Annotated in this window: 16 protein-coding genes; 3 read left to right on the top strand and 13 right to left on the bottom strand. The window is 35.8% G+C overall.

Going from position 1 to position 17,315, the window contains the following annotated elements; genetic code table 11:
• Positions 1 to 10 precede the first annotated feature (10 nt).
• Positions 11 to 1,384, bottom strand: coding sequence for a bifunctional UDP-N-acetylglucosamine diphosphorylase/glucosamine-1-phosphate N-acetyltransferase GlmU (gene glmU / locus BLT22_RS01745; RefSeq protein WP_091760008.1), 1,374 nt, complete (start codon positions 1,382 to 1,384; stop codon positions 11 to 13).
• Positions 1,385 to 1,677: 293 nt separating this feature from the next.
• Here glmU and BLT22_RS01740 point away from each other — a divergent pair, with 293 nt between their 5' ends.
• Positions 1,678 to 2,079, top strand: coding sequence for a general stress protein (locus BLT22_RS01740; protein ID WP_087060032.1), 402 nt, complete (start codon positions 1,678 to 1,680; stop codon positions 2,077 to 2,079).
• A 90-nt stretch (positions 2,080 to 2,169) separates the two neighbouring features.
• A complete protein-coding gene (locus tag BLT22_RS12290) occupies positions 2,170 to 2,307 on the top strand; it encodes a hypothetical protein (RefSeq protein WP_171034358.1) in 138 nt (45 codons plus the stop codon).
• Positions 2,308 to 2,363: 56 nt separating this feature from the next.
• Here BLT22_RS12290 and purR read toward each other — a convergent pair whose 3' ends face one another.
• Positions 2,364 to 3,188, bottom strand: coding sequence for a pur operon repressor (gene purR, locus BLT22_RS01735; RefSeq protein ID WP_087057037.1), 825 nt, complete (start codon positions 3,186 to 3,188; stop codon positions 2,364 to 2,366).
• Positions 3,189 to 3,436: 248 nt separating this feature from the next.
• Positions 3,437 to 6,868 (bottom strand): pyruvate carboxylase, encoded by a 3,432-nt coding sequence (locus BLT22_RS01730; protein WP_091760005.1) that lies wholly within the window; start codon positions 6,866 to 6,868, stop codon positions 3,437 to 3,439.
• 208 nt (positions 6,869 to 7,076) lie between these two features.
• Here BLT22_RS01730 and BLT22_RS12175 point away from each other — a divergent pair, with 208 nt between their 5' ends.
• Complete coding sequence (locus BLT22_RS12175; RefSeq protein ID WP_371861787.1) at positions 7,077 to 7,241, top strand: hypothetical protein; 165 nt, start codon at positions 7,077 to 7,079, stop codon at positions 7,239 to 7,241.
• Positions 7,242 to 7,390: 149 nt separating this feature from the next.
• Here BLT22_RS12175 and BLT22_RS01725 read toward each other — a convergent pair whose 3' ends face one another.
• From BLT22_RS01725 to BLT22_RS01685, 10 genes are all read right to left on the bottom strand, one after another.
• The gene (locus tag BLT22_RS01725) at positions 7,391 to 9,631 is read right to left on the bottom strand and encodes a glycosyltransferase (RefSeq protein ID WP_091760002.1); all 2,241 of its coding nucleotides are present in this window, start codon (positions 9,629 to 9,631) and stop codon (positions 7,391 to 7,393) included.
• Between the two features lie 24 nt (positions 9,632 to 9,655).
• A complete protein-coding gene (locus BLT22_RS01720) occupies positions 9,656 to 10,741 on the bottom strand; it encodes a GGDEF domain-containing protein (RefSeq protein ID WP_176935266.1) in 1,086 nt (361 codons plus the stop codon).
• A gap of 188 nt (positions 10,742 to 10,929) precedes the next feature.
• A complete protein-coding gene (rpmG, locus tag BLT22_RS01715; RefSeq protein WP_091759996.1) occupies positions 10,930 to 11,079 on the bottom strand; it encodes a 50S ribosomal protein L33 in 150 nt (49 codons plus the stop codon).
• A 12-nt stretch (positions 11,080 to 11,091) separates the two neighbouring features.
• On the bottom strand, positions 11,092 to 11,217 hold the full coding sequence (locus tag BLT22_RS12285) for a putative metal homeostasis protein (RefSeq protein ID WP_171034356.1): 126 nt from the start codon (positions 11,215 to 11,217) through the stop codon (positions 11,092 to 11,094).
• Between the two features lie 20 nt (positions 11,218 to 11,237).
• Entirely contained in the window at positions 11,238 to 12,275 is a 1,038-nt protein-coding gene (locus BLT22_RS01710; RefSeq protein ID WP_176935264.1) for a CobW family GTP-binding protein, read from the bottom strand.
• A 44-nt stretch (positions 12,276 to 12,319) separates the two neighbouring features.
• On the bottom strand, positions 12,320 to 12,589 hold the full coding sequence (gene rpsN, locus BLT22_RS01705; RefSeq protein ID WP_087057043.1) for a 30S ribosomal protein S14: 270 nt from the start codon (positions 12,587 to 12,589) through the stop codon (positions 12,320 to 12,322).
• A 262-nt stretch (positions 12,590 to 12,851) separates the two neighbouring features.
• The gene (locus BLT22_RS01700) at positions 12,852 to 13,670 is read right to left on the bottom strand and encodes a metal ABC transporter permease (RefSeq protein ID WP_091759990.1); all 819 of its coding nucleotides are present in this window, start codon (positions 13,668 to 13,670) and stop codon (positions 12,852 to 12,854) included.
• Complete coding sequence (locus BLT22_RS01695) at positions 13,607 to 14,323, bottom strand: metal ABC transporter ATP-binding protein (RefSeq protein ID WP_091759986.1); 717 nt, start codon at positions 14,321 to 14,323, stop codon at positions 13,607 to 13,609. Before BLT22_RS01695 ends, BLT22_RS01700 begins: the two co-directional genes overlap by 64 nt.
• A gap of 151 nt (positions 14,324 to 14,474) precedes the next feature.
• Positions 14,475 to 16,013, bottom strand: a complete 1,539-nt coding sequence (locus BLT22_RS01690; protein ID WP_143020612.1) for a metal ABC transporter solute-binding protein, Zn/Mn family — start codon at positions 16,011 to 16,013, stop codon at positions 14,475 to 14,477.
• A 184-nt stretch (positions 16,014 to 16,197) separates the two neighbouring features.
• Positions 16,198 to 17,169, bottom strand: coding sequence for a ZinT family metal-binding protein (locus tag BLT22_RS01685; protein WP_236048745.1), 972 nt, complete (start codon positions 17,167 to 17,169; stop codon positions 16,198 to 16,200).
• Between the last annotated feature and the right edge of the window lie 146 nt (positions 17,170 to 17,315).

Below are 17,315 nucleotides of genomic sequence, written 5' to 3'. Positions count from 1 at the left end.
AGAGAGACTTCTAATCTTTTTGTGGCATTTTAGTGAAATATCCTTCTTTTATGGTTTGACGAGCTCTAGCAATTGCCAAAGCATTTTCTGGAACAGTATCTGTAATAGTTGAACCAGCAGCCACATACGTATTCTTTTCAACAGTCACAGGAGCAATCAAGTTAGCGTTACATCCAATGAACGCGTTATCACCTATATTGATTTTATGTTTATTCTTCCCATCATAATTTACAAAAACAGTTCCACAACCTATATTAATATTTTCACCTAATTCTGCATCTCCTACATAAGTTAGATGTCCAATTTTCGTATTGTTACCAATCGTTGCTTTCTTCACTTCCACGTAATTTCCGATATGGACAGATTCTTTTAAAATCGTTTGGGGTCTCAAATGACTGTTTGGTCCGATATCGCTGTTATCTCCCATAATTGATTCTTCAATCGTTGAACTTGTGATCTTAACATTATTTCCAATCTTACTATCTGCGATTACTGAATGAGCACCAATAAGAACATCTCTGCCAATCTCTGTATTTCCTTTAAGATAAACCCCAGGTTCTATAACTGTATCTTGTCCAATTTTTACATTACTCTCAATATACGTATTTGCTGGATCAATAATTGATACACCATTTCGCATATGCTGTTCATTAATTCGCTCTTTCATTGATTTATGGGCCTGTGCTAAAGCAACACGATCATTCACTCCTAGCGCTTCATCCATATTATCCAATTGGAAGGCCGCAACTAGTTCTCCCTGTTTTTTTAGAATCTCAATTACATCAGGTAAATAATATTCTCCTTGAATATTTTCGTTGGTTACTTTTTCTAGAGCATTGAATAATGCTTTATTATCAAAACAATAAGTACCTGTATTGATTTCTTGCACTTTGGTTTCTTCTTCTGATGCGTCTTTTTGTTCTACAATCTTCATAACCGCACCATTGTTTGAACGAATTACACGACCATATCCAAATGGTTCATTTGCATGTGCTGTCAATACAGTGGCTTTAGCTCCTTCACTTTCATGAAAATCTACTAACCCACTTAATGTTTCCGAAGTCAATAACGGGGTATCTCCACAAATCACAAGTGTAGTGCCTTCTTTATCTTTCAAGATAGAAGCTGCCTGTTTCACTGCATGTGCTGTTCCTAATTGTTCTTCCTGCAGTACATAAGCGCTTTTATTTCTCAAATATTCTTGAACAGTTTCCGCACCAACACCAGTAACTGTAACTATTTTGTCCATTTCAACTTCCAGTGCTGCATCTACAACATGTCCAACCATCGGTTTTCCCATGACAGGATGCATAACTTTGTATAATTTCGATTTCATTCGAGTTCCTTGACCTGCTGCTAAAACTACTGCATATCGTTTACTCACTTTCGTACTCCCATTCTATTCATTATGTCTTAGATTAAATTGATGCATTGTTTAACCCACATTACAAATTTTATCCATGTGCTTAATGTTTAACTTTATTGTACAGAATACTTACTATATGATACTTTACCTTCCTTATCTTTTCAAGTTTCTAAGTTGTTTTGTTTGTAGAATACTCTCGGTACTTTTATACTAGTACCATATCGTCTTAGACACATTTTCGTCACAATTATATCTAAATCAACTTTACAAATAGAACTTATTTTTAAAAGGTACTATTAGGAGGAATAAATATGAAAAAAAAACAGACGGTTATAGGTAGTTATAAAACAGAAGATGAAGTAATCAAAGTGATCAAGAGACTCCTGGCAGACGGTTATTTAAAAGATGAAATTACACTTTTTACAAATCTGAAGAGAATAGAGAGCTTGGATAATCCAGAAGATATTGATGTAGCTGAACCAAATATGAGTGATCCAGAAGAATCTCACGAAGGTGATAAAAACTTCTGGCAATCTATCAAAGATGCATTCAAAATTCGCGAAGATCATCATTTTGATGATCCTAATTACACTGCGGATAACGAATTGCTTTACCGATATAGAGATAATCTCATCAAAGGCGAAATTGTTATTGTAGTTAACAATTTCAAAGCTGATCGTTCTGGTAATTCCAGCAGAACTGCACCTCAATAAGGCAGTATAAATGAAGTTCATAGCAAAACTGAAACTTCTCCTTCTAATACTACGATGACAGGATTCCCTACTGAAGGGGCTGTTGAAGGAATGACAGATGGCGGACAGCCTCCACTAGAACCTGAGCAATCAGAAGGTACCCCTCCTGAACTTGAAGATACTCAAGGTCAAAGTAATAACGAGACCATAAATGATAAAAAGACTAAAAGATCAGATGATTTACTCTAATAGTTAGTCAGAAAAAGGAGCTGCCCAAGCAGCTCCTTTTTATCTTTTATTATTCTTTATAAAGAAGCAACAAAGTTACCAGGAACAACTTGAATTGTTCTGCTTTCAACATCCACACTTTTCACTTTCAATAAAGCGGTATAATTGTCGATTGAACGAACACCTTGGTAAATATTCTCAGCAATCACAGTAGCTCCAACGAGTTCTGCATCAAATTCTTCAATCAGACTCTTCATACCGTTGACTGTACCTCCACCTTTTAAGAAGTCATCCACAATAAGAACTCTTGAGCCACGTTTTAAACTACGTCGAGACAATTCCATCTTTTCAACTCTTTGAGAAGAAGATCCCGATACATAATTAATACTAACGGTCGAACCTTCCGTTACTTTGGAATCACGACGTACAATCACAAACGGAACATTGAGATAAGTTGCTACAGCTTGTGCAATTGGCACACCTTTTGTTGCAACAGTCATAACCGCATCAATTTTCTTATCCATATAAAAAGAAGCGATGACTCTTCCGATCTTTCTTAACCAATCTGGTTGACCCAGCATATCAGATAAATAAACATAACCTCCAGGAAGAAGTCGCTCAGAATGGTTCAACTCATCACATAATTCTTGAATAATTCCTTTTATATCTTCTTCTTTCATCTTAGGAATATATCTTGCGCCACCAGCAGCACCAGGCACCGTTTCAAGAATTCCAATTCCACGTTCAATAAAGGTTTTTTTTACAATGGTTAGATCTTCACTAATACTAGATTTCGCAGACTCATAGCGCTTAGAGAAAAACGTAAGTGATACTAATGTATGGGGATGTTCAAGCAAGTAATGCGTGATATCAATCAGTCTTTCACTTCTTTTTATTTTCAATTACAGACACCTCGTTTAATTAACGTACATTCTTTTTCCTTATTATCTATTCTACATCTTATTATATTAAAAACATAGCAATTTCTATATTTTTTTATAAAATGTTCGGAATTTTTAACAAAAAGAGTGAATCTTGTATTTGAATTTCACTCAGCTTAATGTAAATTCAACTTCAATTACTTGAAGAATCGAATAGCAGAGTTGCACCCACACAAGATTCACTATATGACAATTTGCTTTTAATTTATTTATTTTGCTTCAATTTCGATTAACAAATCACTAGTTTCAATCTGATCACCTTCAGTGACATATAAATGTTCTACGCTTCCTGAAATTCCCGAGCGAATAGTTGTCTCCATTTTCATGGATTCCGTGATGACAATCGGATCACCTTTTTCGACCTTATCTCCACGAGTGACTAGTATCTGTAATACAGAGCCTGGCATCGTTGCTCCAATATGACCTCTATTAGAAGGTTCGGCCTTTTTACGCACTGCTTTTGTATTTGTGATACTCTTGTCTTTGATTTCTATCTGTCGACCCTGACCATTGAGTTCAAAGTACAGGACTCTATTCCCTTCCGAATCCGGATCTCCAATTTGATTAAGCTTGATAATAAGTGTTTTACCTTTTTCGATACGAATCTCAATCTGTTCTCCAGTTCTCATACCATAAAAGAATGATGGTGTATCAAATTTCGTTATATCTCCATATATATTCTGGAAATAAATATAGTCTTTAAAGACTTGTGGATACATGGCATAACTAAGGACCTCTTCAATATCTGGTTCGCGATCAAGTTGTTCTTTTAGTTCTTGACTAACCGTTTGGAAATTTAGCGGCTCTCTATAATCTCCAGGGCGACCTTCAATTGGCTTTTCATCTCCTAGAATAATTTTCTGCAACTGTTCAGGAAATCCACCTTCAGGTCTTCCAAGATCTCCTCTAAAGAAACTGATCACAGACTTAGGAAAGTTCAAAGTTTCTCCTCGCTCGAATATATCTTGCTCTGTCAAATTATTCTGGAGCATAAACAAAGCCATGTCTCCAACCACTTTTGAAGAAGGCGTTACTTTAACAATGTCCCCGAACATTTTGTTCACGACAGCATACATATCTTTCAATTCATCCCATCTATCTTCTAAGCCTACACCTTTAGCTTGCTGTTTCAAGTTAGTATATTGTCCACCAGGCATCTGATGCTTATATACTTCCGTTGATGCAGCGGGCATACTTTCTTCGAAAACAGAATAGAATTTACGAACGTCTTCAAAATAACGATTTATATATTCAACATTTTCAATATTAATTTCAGGTTCTCTGGCAGTATTTTCCAGTGCATAGTACAAACTACCCATACTTGGCTGACTTGTTTTTCCACTCAAAGCGCTTTGCGCAACATCAACTATGTCAACGCCCGCTCGTATTGCAGCTCCGTACGTGTAGACACCATTTCCACTTGTATCATGCATATGCAGATGTATCGGTATATCAATTACTTCTTTCAATTCACTGATTAAGCGATAAGCAGCATGTGGTTTTAATAAACCTGCCATATCTTTAATGGCAATGATATGTGCCCCTATTTGTTCTAGCTCAATTGCCATATTTTTATAATAATCCATTGTGTATTTTGTTTGAGAAGGATCATTTAAGTCTCCCGTATAGCAAATTGTGGCCTCTGCAATTTTGTTGTTATCTCTAACATACTGGATGCTTTTTTCCATTTGAGGAATCCAGTTTAGACTATCAAAAATACGAAAAACATCTATCCCATTTTTAGCCGCTACTTGAATGAAAGTTTCCAAAACATTATCAGGATAGTTTTCATAACCAACACCATTTGACCCTCTAAAAAGCATTTGGAAGAGTGTATTCGGCATTTTTTTTCTCAATTTTTTCAATCGTTCCCAAGGGTCTTCTGTTAAGAATCGATAGGCAACATCAAAAGTCGCTCCTCCCCACATTTCTACTGAAAATAACTCAGGAATCCCTTTTTCCATCTGCTCTGCTATCGCAAGCATATCTTTTGTTCTCATTCTAGTAGCAAGTAAACTCTGATGTGCATCTCGGAAAGTTGTATCCGTCAATAGAATAGCATCTTTTTCTTTTACCCACTTTGCTACAGCGTTTGGTCCCTTCTGATCTAGCAATTGTTTCGGACTGGTCATTTGCTTGTTTGGAATAATCAGTTCATCTGGCATTCTGGGTATTTCAAATGGGGGCTTTTCAATTTTCCCGATTCCTGGAAACCCATTAACTGTAACGTTTCCGATATAATGTAACGTTTTATTTCCTCTATCTTGACCTTTAGGGAACTCATATAACTCAGGAGTCTGATCAATAAATGTAGTTGATGCTGCTCCACTAATGAAATCGGGATGTTTAACCACATTTGCCAAGAATGGAATATTTGTTTTAACGCCTCTGATACGAAATTCCTTTAATACCCGACTCATCTTTTGAATCGCTCCAGGAAAGTTTACTGCATGAACAGAAGCTTTAACAAGCAAGGAGTCAAAGAATGGCGTGACGACGGTTCCTTGAAATCCATTTCCCGCGTCTAACCTTACTCCGAAACCACCTGGTGATCGATAGGTATTGATCTTTCCAGTATCAGGATAGAATTGGTTTAACGGGTCTTCAGTCGTAATTCTACATTGAATTGCAGCACCTACAAGATGAATATCTTTTTGTAAAGGAATACCTACTTCTTTATGTAGATCTTTTCCTTGCGCAATCAAAATTTGAGACTGAACAATATCTATCCCTGTAACCATTTCAGAAATAGTATGTTCAACTTGAACTCTTGGGTTTACTTCTATAAAGTAAAATTGGTCATTTTCAAGTAAAAATTCGACAGTTCCAGCATTCACGTATCCTACATGTTTCATTAATTTAACTGCTGTCTGACATAACTGTTCTCTGACTTCCTCCGTTAAAGTTACACAAGGTGCTACTTCAACAACTTTTTGATGACGTCTTTGTACTGAACAATCTCGTTCATATAAATGAACTAAATTCCCATGAGTATCTCCTAAAATTTGTACTTCGATATGTTTAGGATTTTGAATATATCGCTCTACATAGATATCTCCTCGTCCAAAAGCAGCGATGGCTTCGCTTTGTGCACGTTTAAATCCTTCTACAGCTTCTGATTCATTATATGCGACGCGCATGCCTCTTCCGCCGCCGCCAAGTGCTGCTTTCATAATAATTGGGTACCCATTGTGATTAGCAAATTCAATCACTTCATTAATAGAATGAATCGGATCTTTTGTGCCAGGGATTGTTGGTATTCCTGCTTCAAGAGCTACTTGCTTAGCTTTTAACTTATCTCCAAAAACATCTAATTGAGTAGTTGTCGGTCCAATAAACGTAATATTTTCTTCTTTACATCTTTTCGCAAAATCAAGATTTTCAGATAAAAATCCATAACCTGGATGGATTGCATCTGCTCCAGAATCTTTCGCAATATGAATTAATCCTTCTATATCTAGATAAGCATCGATTGGTTTTTTTCCTCTTCCAACTAAGTATGCCTCATCTGCTTTAAACCGATGAACACTTTTTTCATCTTCCTGAGCATAGACGCCTACTGTACTAATTCCTAATTCAGTCAGCGCCCTAAAAATTCGAATAGCAATTTCGCCTCTATTTGCTACAAGTACTTTTTTCAATGCTTTCACCTCTAATCTTTAATTTCTTCCCATGAATATTTTATCACTTTACCATTTTACCAGAGTTTATATCAATAAGTTTAACAATCTGGATAAAATTTTCTAACTAATTTTTTAAGATAGTCTTTAAAGAACAAGTTCTATTATTTTTTTAATCAAAATATTAGTTACAAAATAATTTTATCTTAATTAAAAGGAGGGGCGCGGAGTGAAACAGGTTAAAGCAAGCGCAATTATCTTAATTGCATGGATCATTCTTTCCTTACAATGGAATATCCCGATTGTGGATGCTGTAATTGGGGGCGTCATCATATCAGTGATGGTTTATGTTATCGGAGACTTATTAGAAAGGCTAGTTATTTCAGCTGAATAACAGTTTTTGAGTGGTTCTTCCATTCTTGGTTACTCAAGAAACATATTGTTCCAGATGAACGTTCAATGAAATAATCTATAATTAAAAAAAGGCTACAGATATTAGAAAGTCCCATTGACTTTCCTGATATTGCACCCTTTTTTTGAATACTATTCTTCTTCAGTTTTCTTTTTAAATAATACTCCAGCATAATAATTATTAATAGAACGCTTTACCCAACGAACTTCACCAAAATAATCTACTAGATTTTTTTCTGGCACCTCTAAACTAACTTTATCTCCTACTTTTAATTTAGCTTTTGTTCTGATCTGGGTGCCTTCTTCACTTAAATCAACAATAGAGGCTGAATATTTTAAATGCTTGAATGTTATAATCCCTCTTGCTTTGGTTCTTTCTCGTAGCAACAATCTTGATTTTGCTGCTGGTACTTTTTTAGTTTGTCTAAAAAATCCAATAACTGTTGGAACAACGCCTGCGTTCTTATAACTTTTATCTCCAATTATTTTCTTGATGTCACTATAAACAGTTTTTATTATAAATCTATATTGCTCTTGACTCAATTCTTTAAACCGTATACCAATTTCTATATGTCCCGAAGCATATTTATCAATCCAACGCACCTCAGCTTCTATAGTTGGGCCATCTTGAATTCTTAATTTAATATTTTCAAGTTTCCCTTTAATCATATACTCATTCACTGTTAAGCGAGCACCATATTCATTCAAATCTGCAACTTCAACTTTTATTAATTTTGACTCATTTTCTTTTTCAATTACAGCTTTTTTTGCAACTGCAAATCTTTCAGCTGTTCTATATCTTGGTCTTTCAAAAAAAATCATAATAACTATTACAATTCCAATCAGATTATAAAATACCCAAAACAAATTAATCAACACACTATTCGGATTAAGTGAAACCATCTCAGGTGCAATTAAAGATAGAATAACCCTAGAAATTCCAACTATAGACAGAACACCTAAGACAATATGGAAACCACTCGCTCTCCATAAAAATTGTCTTTCACTTGTTTGAATTCCTTTTCTTGTAACATTAAAATTAACATTCCTCTTTAAAAACGCTTCTGATAAAACTGACCACGCCATTGAAGGTGCTAAAGCTGAATCGTAAACATTTGTCCACATTGTTGTTCTTTTTTTATCAGAAATTATACTAGCAAAAACTTGCGCCGACAAAAATGCTGGAATCCAAAAAATTAGCAGCTCTAAAAAAGTTGCATTTAAAACTACTATACCAAAGACAAGATATAAAATCGGTGAAATTAAATAAACAATTTTATATACTCCAAAGAACCAGTAATGAATCCCATCTAAATAAAGTAACTTTTGCATAAATGATAACCCTTTAGCTTTTAGAGGGTTCCATTTTCTCATCACTTGAATGTTCCCTCTACACCATCTATCTCGCTGTTTTAACAAGTCTTTATAAGTTTCAGGTGCTAATCCAACTGCAATAACTTTATTTACAAACACAGTTTGCCAGCCATCTGCTTGTATCAGCATTCCAGTAGCCATATCTTCAGTAATAACTCCTGTAGCAAATCCTCCGATTTTTTCTAAAGCATCTCTCCTGAATAATGCATTACTTCCTATGTACATAGTAGCATTAAAGCGATCTTTTTTGTCCTCTAACATTCGCATGAAAAAATCTTGTTCATTATTAACTCGATCACTAGCAAAAAGATTGAATTGAAAAGGATCATCATTATAAAAAGCTTGCGGAGCTTGGACAAATGCTACTTTGGGATCAGAAAAATACCCTAATGTTTCTTTCATAAAATTAACTTTAGGAATCATATCTGCATCCATTGTTACAATAATCTCTCCTTGAGAGACTTCCATAGCGTGATTTAGATTTCCTGCTTTTGCATGCTTATTGTCTTTTCTAGTAATGTGTTGAACACTCAATTCTTCGCAAAGCTTCCTAACATCTTCACGACGCCCATCATCACAAACTAATATTTCATACAAATGATCCGGGTAATCCATTAATTGAGCTGCAACTATCGTTCTTTTCAAAAGATCAATTGGTTCATTATAAGTAGCAATCATTACATCTACTGTGGGTAGTAGTTCAAAAGAGGAGAGGAAAACTTTTTTTCTCTTATTTTTTTTCCAGAATAAAATTGAAGTAACAATACTTTGCAAATATCCCATCCACTCCGTAAAAAGAAGTAAGAGACCTGCCATAATACTTATTATTGAAAGTGTCGGAAGTGTGTAAAAGGTTCTCCATAACAAATAGGCCGCTTGAAAAAACAGAAAAAATACTATACTTATTCTCAAGACATTCTGATTTTCTCGTCCATATTTATAGCAAGCTATTAAAATTGCAACTACAACTATTAAGTAAATAAATTGAAAATCAATCATTTTAAACCTTCCTTTCTAAACAATTTAAAAAGCGACTTGATTCCTTCCACTGTCTTTCGCAAGATATAAAGCAGCGTCTGCATCCTCTACCATAAGATCCAGTTCTGTTGTCGTTTCTGGATAACTAATTAATCCAATAGATATTGTCACCATAATCCTTGTATTCTTATCTATGCTAAATTGATGTCTTTCAACTGTAACCCGGATTTTTTCTGCTATATCTAATGCCTGATTTTTAGCCACCCCAGGAAGAATAATAGCAAATTCTTCCCCTCCTTTTCTGAAAACAGTCCCTATTTCAGAGGTTGCTTCTTCCATTATGCGAGAGATCTCCATCAGCACAAAGTCTCCATTGCCATGACCATATGTATCGTTAATATTTTTGAAATGGTCAATATCTAACATCAATAACGAAAGAGGTATTTCCTTTTGCTTTGTCATTTTTATAGAATAATTCCAAAGATCTTCAAAATTTCTTACATTTTTCAGCCCCGTTAGAAAGTCAATCGTAGATTCACTTTCATATTTCTTATATAGATATTCCGAAGTTCGTAAATATCTCATTAAAAAAATTGAAATAAATCCACCTATAGTAGAAACGATAAAGTATATAATAGATAATGGTATTAACACACTTATATCACGAATTAAATAAAATAAGAAAAAAACAATCACAATATTAGAATAGACGACCATATACATACCCTTAACTAAAAAATCTTCTTCCTTTTTCTTTAAATTATCTATAATTAAAAATCCGATTATTATGGTAACGTTAAAAAAAATTGCAGTATATGAGGAAAGATTAAATCCAAACAGAAAACGAAAAAGAGTAATTGAGAAAGTTGTAATAAAAGCTGGCTGTTTCCCGACAAAAAGCAACATTAATAATATCGGAATATATCTTAAATCCACAATAGTTTCATCTGTAACTCTAATCGAAAATTCCATTAATATTAACCCCAGAATTCCACCTAATAGCCCATCGATCAAATACGAAACTCTAATATTTTTCTTTTTATCTGCATGACCCCATCTAATTTTCATATACACAAATACAAGGGTTGTAACTATACAAACATTGATAAACAAATCTTCAATTATCGCCATATTATCCTCCATAAAGTGCCACTATTTCAGACTCTTACTTTTTTAAATTCTAATAAATAAATATATACTTTTATACTAATAAATAACTATCAACAAAATTGTAACATTTTTTTAATAAAAAAGAAAAAAATAAACTTTGAGCTAACTAGTAGCTTCAAAGTTTATTTATAAATTTCATATAAGAAAGATTATTTCACTTCTCTAAATAATGATTTACGGCGTAGTTTCTGAGAATATTTCTTTAATTCAAGTCTTTCAGGATTATTTCTTTTATTCTTCGTTGTGATATACAGTCTTTCTCCTGTTTCAACACATTGCATAGTAATATTAACTCTCATGGGTCAAACCTCCTATTTCTTCAAGCCTCTTTTTAAGCGTTTTGTTTCTTTAATTATTTTAAGTCCACGTCTGGCTGTTTTCTTATTAGGACTTTTCATCATTCTGCGTGCAGTTGCTAAGTCAGTTTTTTCAGGCATGTTGATAAACATTCCTCTCTTTATTTAATCAGTTCTTCGTCCATAATGCAAGCTTTAAATGAACGTTTTATTTCTTTTTCGGGTAAATCTTTTCCTATTAATACTAGTACAGATTCCCGGTTCTCATTTTCCCAAGGTTCTGTTCGATAAAACTGCATCGCCATATTGACTCCTTGATAGACTATTTTGTTGGGTTCATCATATAATTGCAAGATTCCTTTATATCTCAGAAGATCCATATTGAATGTCATGACGAGTTCGCTGATCCATTCGTCTAGCCTAACTGGATGCAGGGGCCGGTCTGTTCTTAAGGAAATACTGGTTATTGCATGAGTATGACTGTGATGATGTTCACCCGACTCTTCATGATCATGAAAGTGAGTATCCGTTTGATTGATTTCACAGCTGTCTTCTTTTGCTTCATCCAAATGGCTAAGATTAGCAGCCTCGAAAAGCTGCTGTCCAAAAAAATGATCAAAAGGTAAATCAGTCTTGTCTAATCTCTCAATTTCAGCATGTGGGTTCAATGATACTAATTTTTGTCTCAAAAAATACTCTGCGCGACTGTCTGCTTCATCCAGTTTTGTCAGCCATATTTTATCTGCAAAAGCAATCTGATCAACAGATTCTTCGTAATGTGCAATCTGGTGAAGTCCGTTAACGGCATCGACCAGAGTCATCACGCTATCAATCACAAAATACTCTTGTAGATAAGGAAGACGGAAAAAGGTTTGAACAATCGGGCCAGGTTCCGCCAAACCTGTTGTTTCGATAATGATCCGGTCGAAAACAGTCTCCTGTTCCTTTGAAACTTCAAGAATCGAATGCAAAACGTTAGACAGGTCAGATCTCAAAGTGCAACATAGACAGCCATTGTTCATCTGAAAAATTTCTTCCTCACTATTAATGACGAGCTGATGATCTACGCCAATCTCTCCATATTCATTTACGATCACTGCAATTCTTTCCTGATGAGGTTGCTGGAGCAACTGGTTGATCACAGTCGTCTTACCAGATCCTAAAAACCCAGTGATAATCGTAACAGGTATTTTTTGCAAATAAATCATCCTTTCAATCTGCTTGTGACTTCAGATTCGACAGATTACCAGCTTGCTTTTTTAACGCCAGGAATCTTTCCTTCATGCGCTAATTTTCTAAAATTAATTCGGGATAAACCAAATTTACGCATATACGCATGCGGACGACCATCTAATCTGTCACGGTTTTGAATTCTTGTTGGGGAAGCATCTCTAGGTAGTTTCGAGAGTCCTTCATAGTCCCCCTTCTCTTTCAATTCTTTTCGAATGGCTGCATATTTCTCTACGGTACGAAGTTGTCGTTTGTGTTTTTCGATTTTACTTTTTTTAGCCAATATTATCCCTCCATAATTATTCTAAATCGTAAACGTTACGTTTTACATCTTACCCTCTTTTCCGCTTTCCGTCAAGCCTATCTTTCCGATTCAAGCAAAAAAAGATTCCTTATGAAAGGAATCTTTCTTGAAAATGTCTCATTTGAATATAAATCTATCTGTTTAACTACTTATTCGCCGCTCCTCTTTGTTTTAAAGTTATATGTTTAGGTTCAAAGAAAAAAATCAGTGCCCTAGAAATCTGCACTGATTTGAACTTTATTTAGATTGATTTTTTCTTTACTTTAAACTTTTCAAAAACGAGCGTGACTACAAATACGCCTATAAAGATTAGCGTAATCGTTGCTCCCGGTGGTGTTCCATATTGGTAAGAAGATATGAGCCCTGTAATCATTCCAAAAACAGCAATCACAATTCCAATCAATATAACCCCTGTAAAACTTTTGCTTAGACGCATCGAAATAGCGGCTGGTAAAATCAGTATTGCAGATACTAGCAGCGCTCCTACGATTGGCATGATGACTGCTATGGTTACACCCGTTAATACGTTAAATAAAATAGACATTAATTTAATTGGTAGTCCAGCAGTAAAGGCTGTGTCTTCATCAAATGTCAGAATATACATTGGCTTACGGAAAATTGAATAGAGTATCCCGATAATGATTGTTAAGGTAAGCAGCATCCAGACTTGTTCCTGGCTGATCGTAACGATCGACCCGAATAAAAACTGGTCGACTGTCAAGGTAGCACCGCCACCATTCAATCCCATTAAAACTAATGCCACAGCCATCCCACCAGACATCAAAATAGCGATTGAAATCTCTGAATAAGAGCGATAGATCAGTCTGAGGTATTCTAATAAAATAGCGATCGCAACAACAACCAGAATATTCGTGACCGTTGGGTTTACGCCTATCAGCATTCCTAAAGCAACTCCGGCAAGAGAAACATGTGAAAGAGTATCTGCCATCAGAGATTGTCTACGCAAGATCAAGAACAGACCAAGTATAGGCGCTATTAATGAAATGAGGAATGATGCTTGGAAGGCTCTTTGCATAAATCCATAGAAAAACATCTCCAAGGTGAATTCTCCTTTCTGATCAGTTCAATATGTTTATCTACATATTGTTTCAGTTCGTCATGATCGTGTGTCACCATCAAGATGCCTTTACCATGCACTTCACTGTTATGTTTTAATAACTTATAAAATTCTTCTCTCGATTGAACATCCATACCAGTAGTTGGTTCATCCAGGACAAAAAGGTCGGGATCCGTAGCAAAAACGCGCGCTAGCGATATACGTTGCTTCTGACCACCAGATAGTTCTCCAACTTTTTTATTGCGCATTTCCCACATTCCAACTGATTCCAGCGAACGACGAACATGTTCTTTATCTTCAGTGTTCAATCTTTTAAACCATTTCCCCCTAGGGTAACGTCCCGACTGCACAAGCTCCAGTACAGTACTTGGAAACCCTACATTAAAAGAAGCTACTTGTTGCGGTACATATCCAACGACCAGCTTTTTGCCGTGTCTATTTTTCTTTGATAAGGTTACATTCCCTTTAGATGGGTTCAATAGTCCAAGTATATTTCGTAAAAGCGTTGTTTTGGCCGCGCCATTTTCGCCAGTCAGCATAACAAATTCTCCAGAATTCACTTCAAAAGAAATGTTCTCCAGCACGGGTTCATTCTCATAATGAAAAGCAAGATCATCTACTTCTATATATTGCATTTTTACACCCTCTCCATAGAGCGTTGCGCTCTCTTTCGGTATTCTACTTTAATACTGTGAGCATTGCAATAGATATTCTAAAGGAACAAAAGGACACACGCTTTTTATCTGTATAAGCCTAAAAGGTGGTCCTCACGATTTCTTATTTAGTTTACTTGATACTTAACTTCAAGGATTCGATATTTTGTTCCATTGCTTCGATATAGCCCAAGTTTTCTGATTGAAGTTCTTCAGAAAGACTTTCCAGATCATGAAGAACGGCTGTTTCTGTGCCTGTTTCAGAAGCAATCGTCTGAGCGATTGATGAGTCTGAGCCTTGCTGGTAATAAATTACTGGTACATTGTACTCTTCAACCAACTTGCCGATTTCTGCAATTCTTGAAGGGCTCGGCTCTACTTCTGTAGATAAACCTCCAACTGCGATTTGTTCTAAGTCATAACGTTCTGCAATATATCCAAACGCTTGATGTTGAACAACGAATGTACGGTCTTCTGCTCCTTCGAATGCCTCTTGAAATTCTTGGTCAAGAGCTTTTAATCTATCGTTAAAGTTTGCAGCATTTTCCGTGTATATTTCCTCTCCCTCAGGATCGATTTCAATCAGTGCATCACGAATTTCATTGACTTGTTCCTGAACCAATACTGGGTCAAGCCAGCTGTGTGGATCTTCATTTTCATGATTCTCAACCATAATTTCTATTGTTCCAGTATTTACAACCTCATTACCTTCCGAATCAAGTCCGACTCCTTGAAGTTCGAAACCTTCTGTACCTGCTTCTTCACTAAATTGTTCGGTTGTCTGATCAGAGGCAACGGACCATTTTGCTTCTTCGTTTTCACGTGTTGACCATTGCCATTCACTGATTTCAATTTCTGTCTCAGCTACGATCGTTACTGTATCACCAGTATGGTAGTGTCCAGCTAAACCGGCAATTGTTACGTCTCCTGATGTTTCTGTAACTTCAGCTTCGTGATCATGCGCTTCTTCACCTTCATGATTATCTACTGTTATGGTAACAGGTTCTGATTCAGTTAAAACTTCATGATCTTCACCATAAAGCTCTGCTTTAATTTCAAAATTTTCATCAAGAACCAAGTAGCTCAATTCAGAATCAAATTCATCTGGAATGTTTTCCCACTCTGCTTCTTCGTTAGAACGAGTGTACCAGTGCCAATGATCTAGAGAAGTGTTCCCTTCCATTCCCGCTGTTAATTCGACCATATCCCCACTATGATAGTGCTCGGCTGCACCTTTAATTGTAATGGCTCCAGTTTCAACTTCTTCCTCAGCATGATCGTGCTCTTCTTCAGAGTGTACAGGCTGATTTATTCCTTCTGCTGCACTGACAATTTTCAAATCATCATTTTCAACTGTTTCAAACAGGCTTTCTGTCCAAAATTCCATTTCCGGGCTACTATAAACAAATAAGTCAGCTTCATTGACAGTGGCAACGTCTTTGGCACTGGGTTCATAATGATGAGGATCATCCCCGCCACCGACCATCATTGTGATGTCTGCTCGATCACCAGCTACTTGACTTGCGAATTCATACATTGGATAAAATGAAGTAACAATCGATACTTTGTCTTCTTCAGCAGAATTTTTTTCAGTCTCTCCAGTTGAACATGCTGTCAACGCTGTTCCTGCAACCAGTGTCAGCATTGCAGATCTTAACCATTTATATTTCATATTTAATTCTCCTTTTAGCTTACCTTTTACATGAATACAGCGCCCTTTCAAAAAACTGAAAGTAGCACTATATCCAAATTACTTATCTATAAAATTAGTTTAAACAAGTCAAAATCGTATACATTACGATTTAAACTTTATCACCTTTCACCTGTCAAAGTCAATGGAAAGTTTATAAACTTTCTTAATGCGCAAACATGTCTCTTACAATGTCTTCCTTATTCCAGTCTATGGGGTAATATGTCGGCCAGTTATCTACTTCGTCTAACAATTCTTGTTTATTGTCTCCCCAGTAAATATGGAAGTGAGTAGCATCTTGCGGTGCAATAGAATGATCACTGAACTGAATGTACTGTGGCATTTCTTCTGATCCACCTACGCGAGTAAAAATAAAGCGGACACCTCTATTTCCTCTTTCATATTCAAGCACTTCATGGCCATCATAATCATATTCCGCTGTCATTTCAGTTCCGTCGGCGTTTTGGAAAGTGAAGCTGTTGTCTTCAATTTTCATACCGTCAACTTCTGTTACATATCCTATTTTGTAATATTCTTTATACTCTTCAGCATTCATTGTATCACTATGGCTTGCTTTGTCCTCGAATACTACATCCAAATCTCCAGCTTCAAAATATGGATAAATCGATTGCCATTCGCCTTCCCAATCCGCTAATGTACGGTCTTCAATCTCATCATTATAGAAGAACCCATTATAAATTCTTCTTCCGACTTCATCATTTGCCCCATGGTCATCTATTACTACTTCAACTGGTTCTGATTCTGCAACTGCTTTATCCTCTTCATTAAGTAATTCCGCTTTAACTTGTAACCCGCTGATTGTCGCTTCTCTAGAGAAGACATCAGAAGTCATTCCTGCTATAGTTTCCCAGTCACTTGCTTCATCTTCTTTTATATACCATTGCCAGCTTGTAAGCTCTGTCTCTTCTTCTGGTACTGCAGTTAGTTCTACTTCGTCTCCTGTATGATAGTGGTCTGCTATCCCTTCAACAGCTACTGCACTTGTTTCAGCACTCTCTTGACTATTCTTATCTGATGATGCATTTTCTCCATTTGCATCTTTTGCACCTGTATCCTGACATGCTGCTAGAAGCATTCCTACAGATAAAATCCCTGAAAACTTAACCAATCTATTCACTTATATCCTCATCCTCTTCCATTTTTTGCAAATCGTAATCGCTACGATTTAAAATACTACAGGGAAAAGAACTTTCTGTCAATAATCTTTTTCAAAAAATAAAAGGTGTGCATCTTTTTTTCAGATACACAACCTAGCTTAATTCT

Source organism: Marinilactibacillus psychrotolerans, assembly GCF_900101525.1.
Taxonomy (GTDB): Bacteria; Bacillota; Bacilli; order Lactobacillales; family Carnobacteriaceae_A; genus Marinilactibacillus; species Marinilactibacillus psychrotolerans.
The sequence above is the reverse complement of the archived record's forward strand: the minus strand, read 5'-3'. Positions and strand labels throughout refer to the sequence as shown.

Coding starts and splice junctions, on each gene's coding strand:
- BLT22_RS01740 (WP_087060032.1), top strand. CDS start 1,678: ATGAAAAAAAAACAGACGGTTATAGGTAGTTATAAAACAGAAGATGAA.
- BLT22_RS12290 (WP_171034358.1), top strand. CDS start 2,170: ATGACAGATGGCGGACAGCCTCCACTAGAACCTGAGCAATCAGAAGGT.
- BLT22_RS01725 (WP_091760002.1), bottom strand. CDS start 9,631: ATGATTGATTTTCAATTTATTTACTTAATAGTTGTAGTTGCAATTTTA.
- BLT22_RS01720 (WP_176935266.1), bottom strand. CDS start 10,741: ATGGCGATAATTGAAGATTTGTTTATCAATGTTTGTATAGTTACAACC.
- rpmG (WP_091759996.1), bottom strand. CDS start 11,079: ATGAGAGTTAATATTACTATGCAATGTGTTGAAACAGGAGAAAGACTG.
- BLT22_RS12285 (WP_171034356.1), bottom strand. CDS start 11,217: ATGCCTGAAAAAACTGACTTAGCAACTGCACGCAGAATGATGAAAAGT.
- BLT22_RS01695 (WP_091759986.1), bottom strand. CDS start 14,323: ATGCAATATATAGAAGTAGATGATCTTGCTTTTCATTATGAGAATGAA.
- BLT22_RS01690 (WP_143020612.1), bottom strand. CDS start 16,013: ATGAAATATAAATGGTTAAGATCTGCAATGCTGACACTGGTTGCAGGA.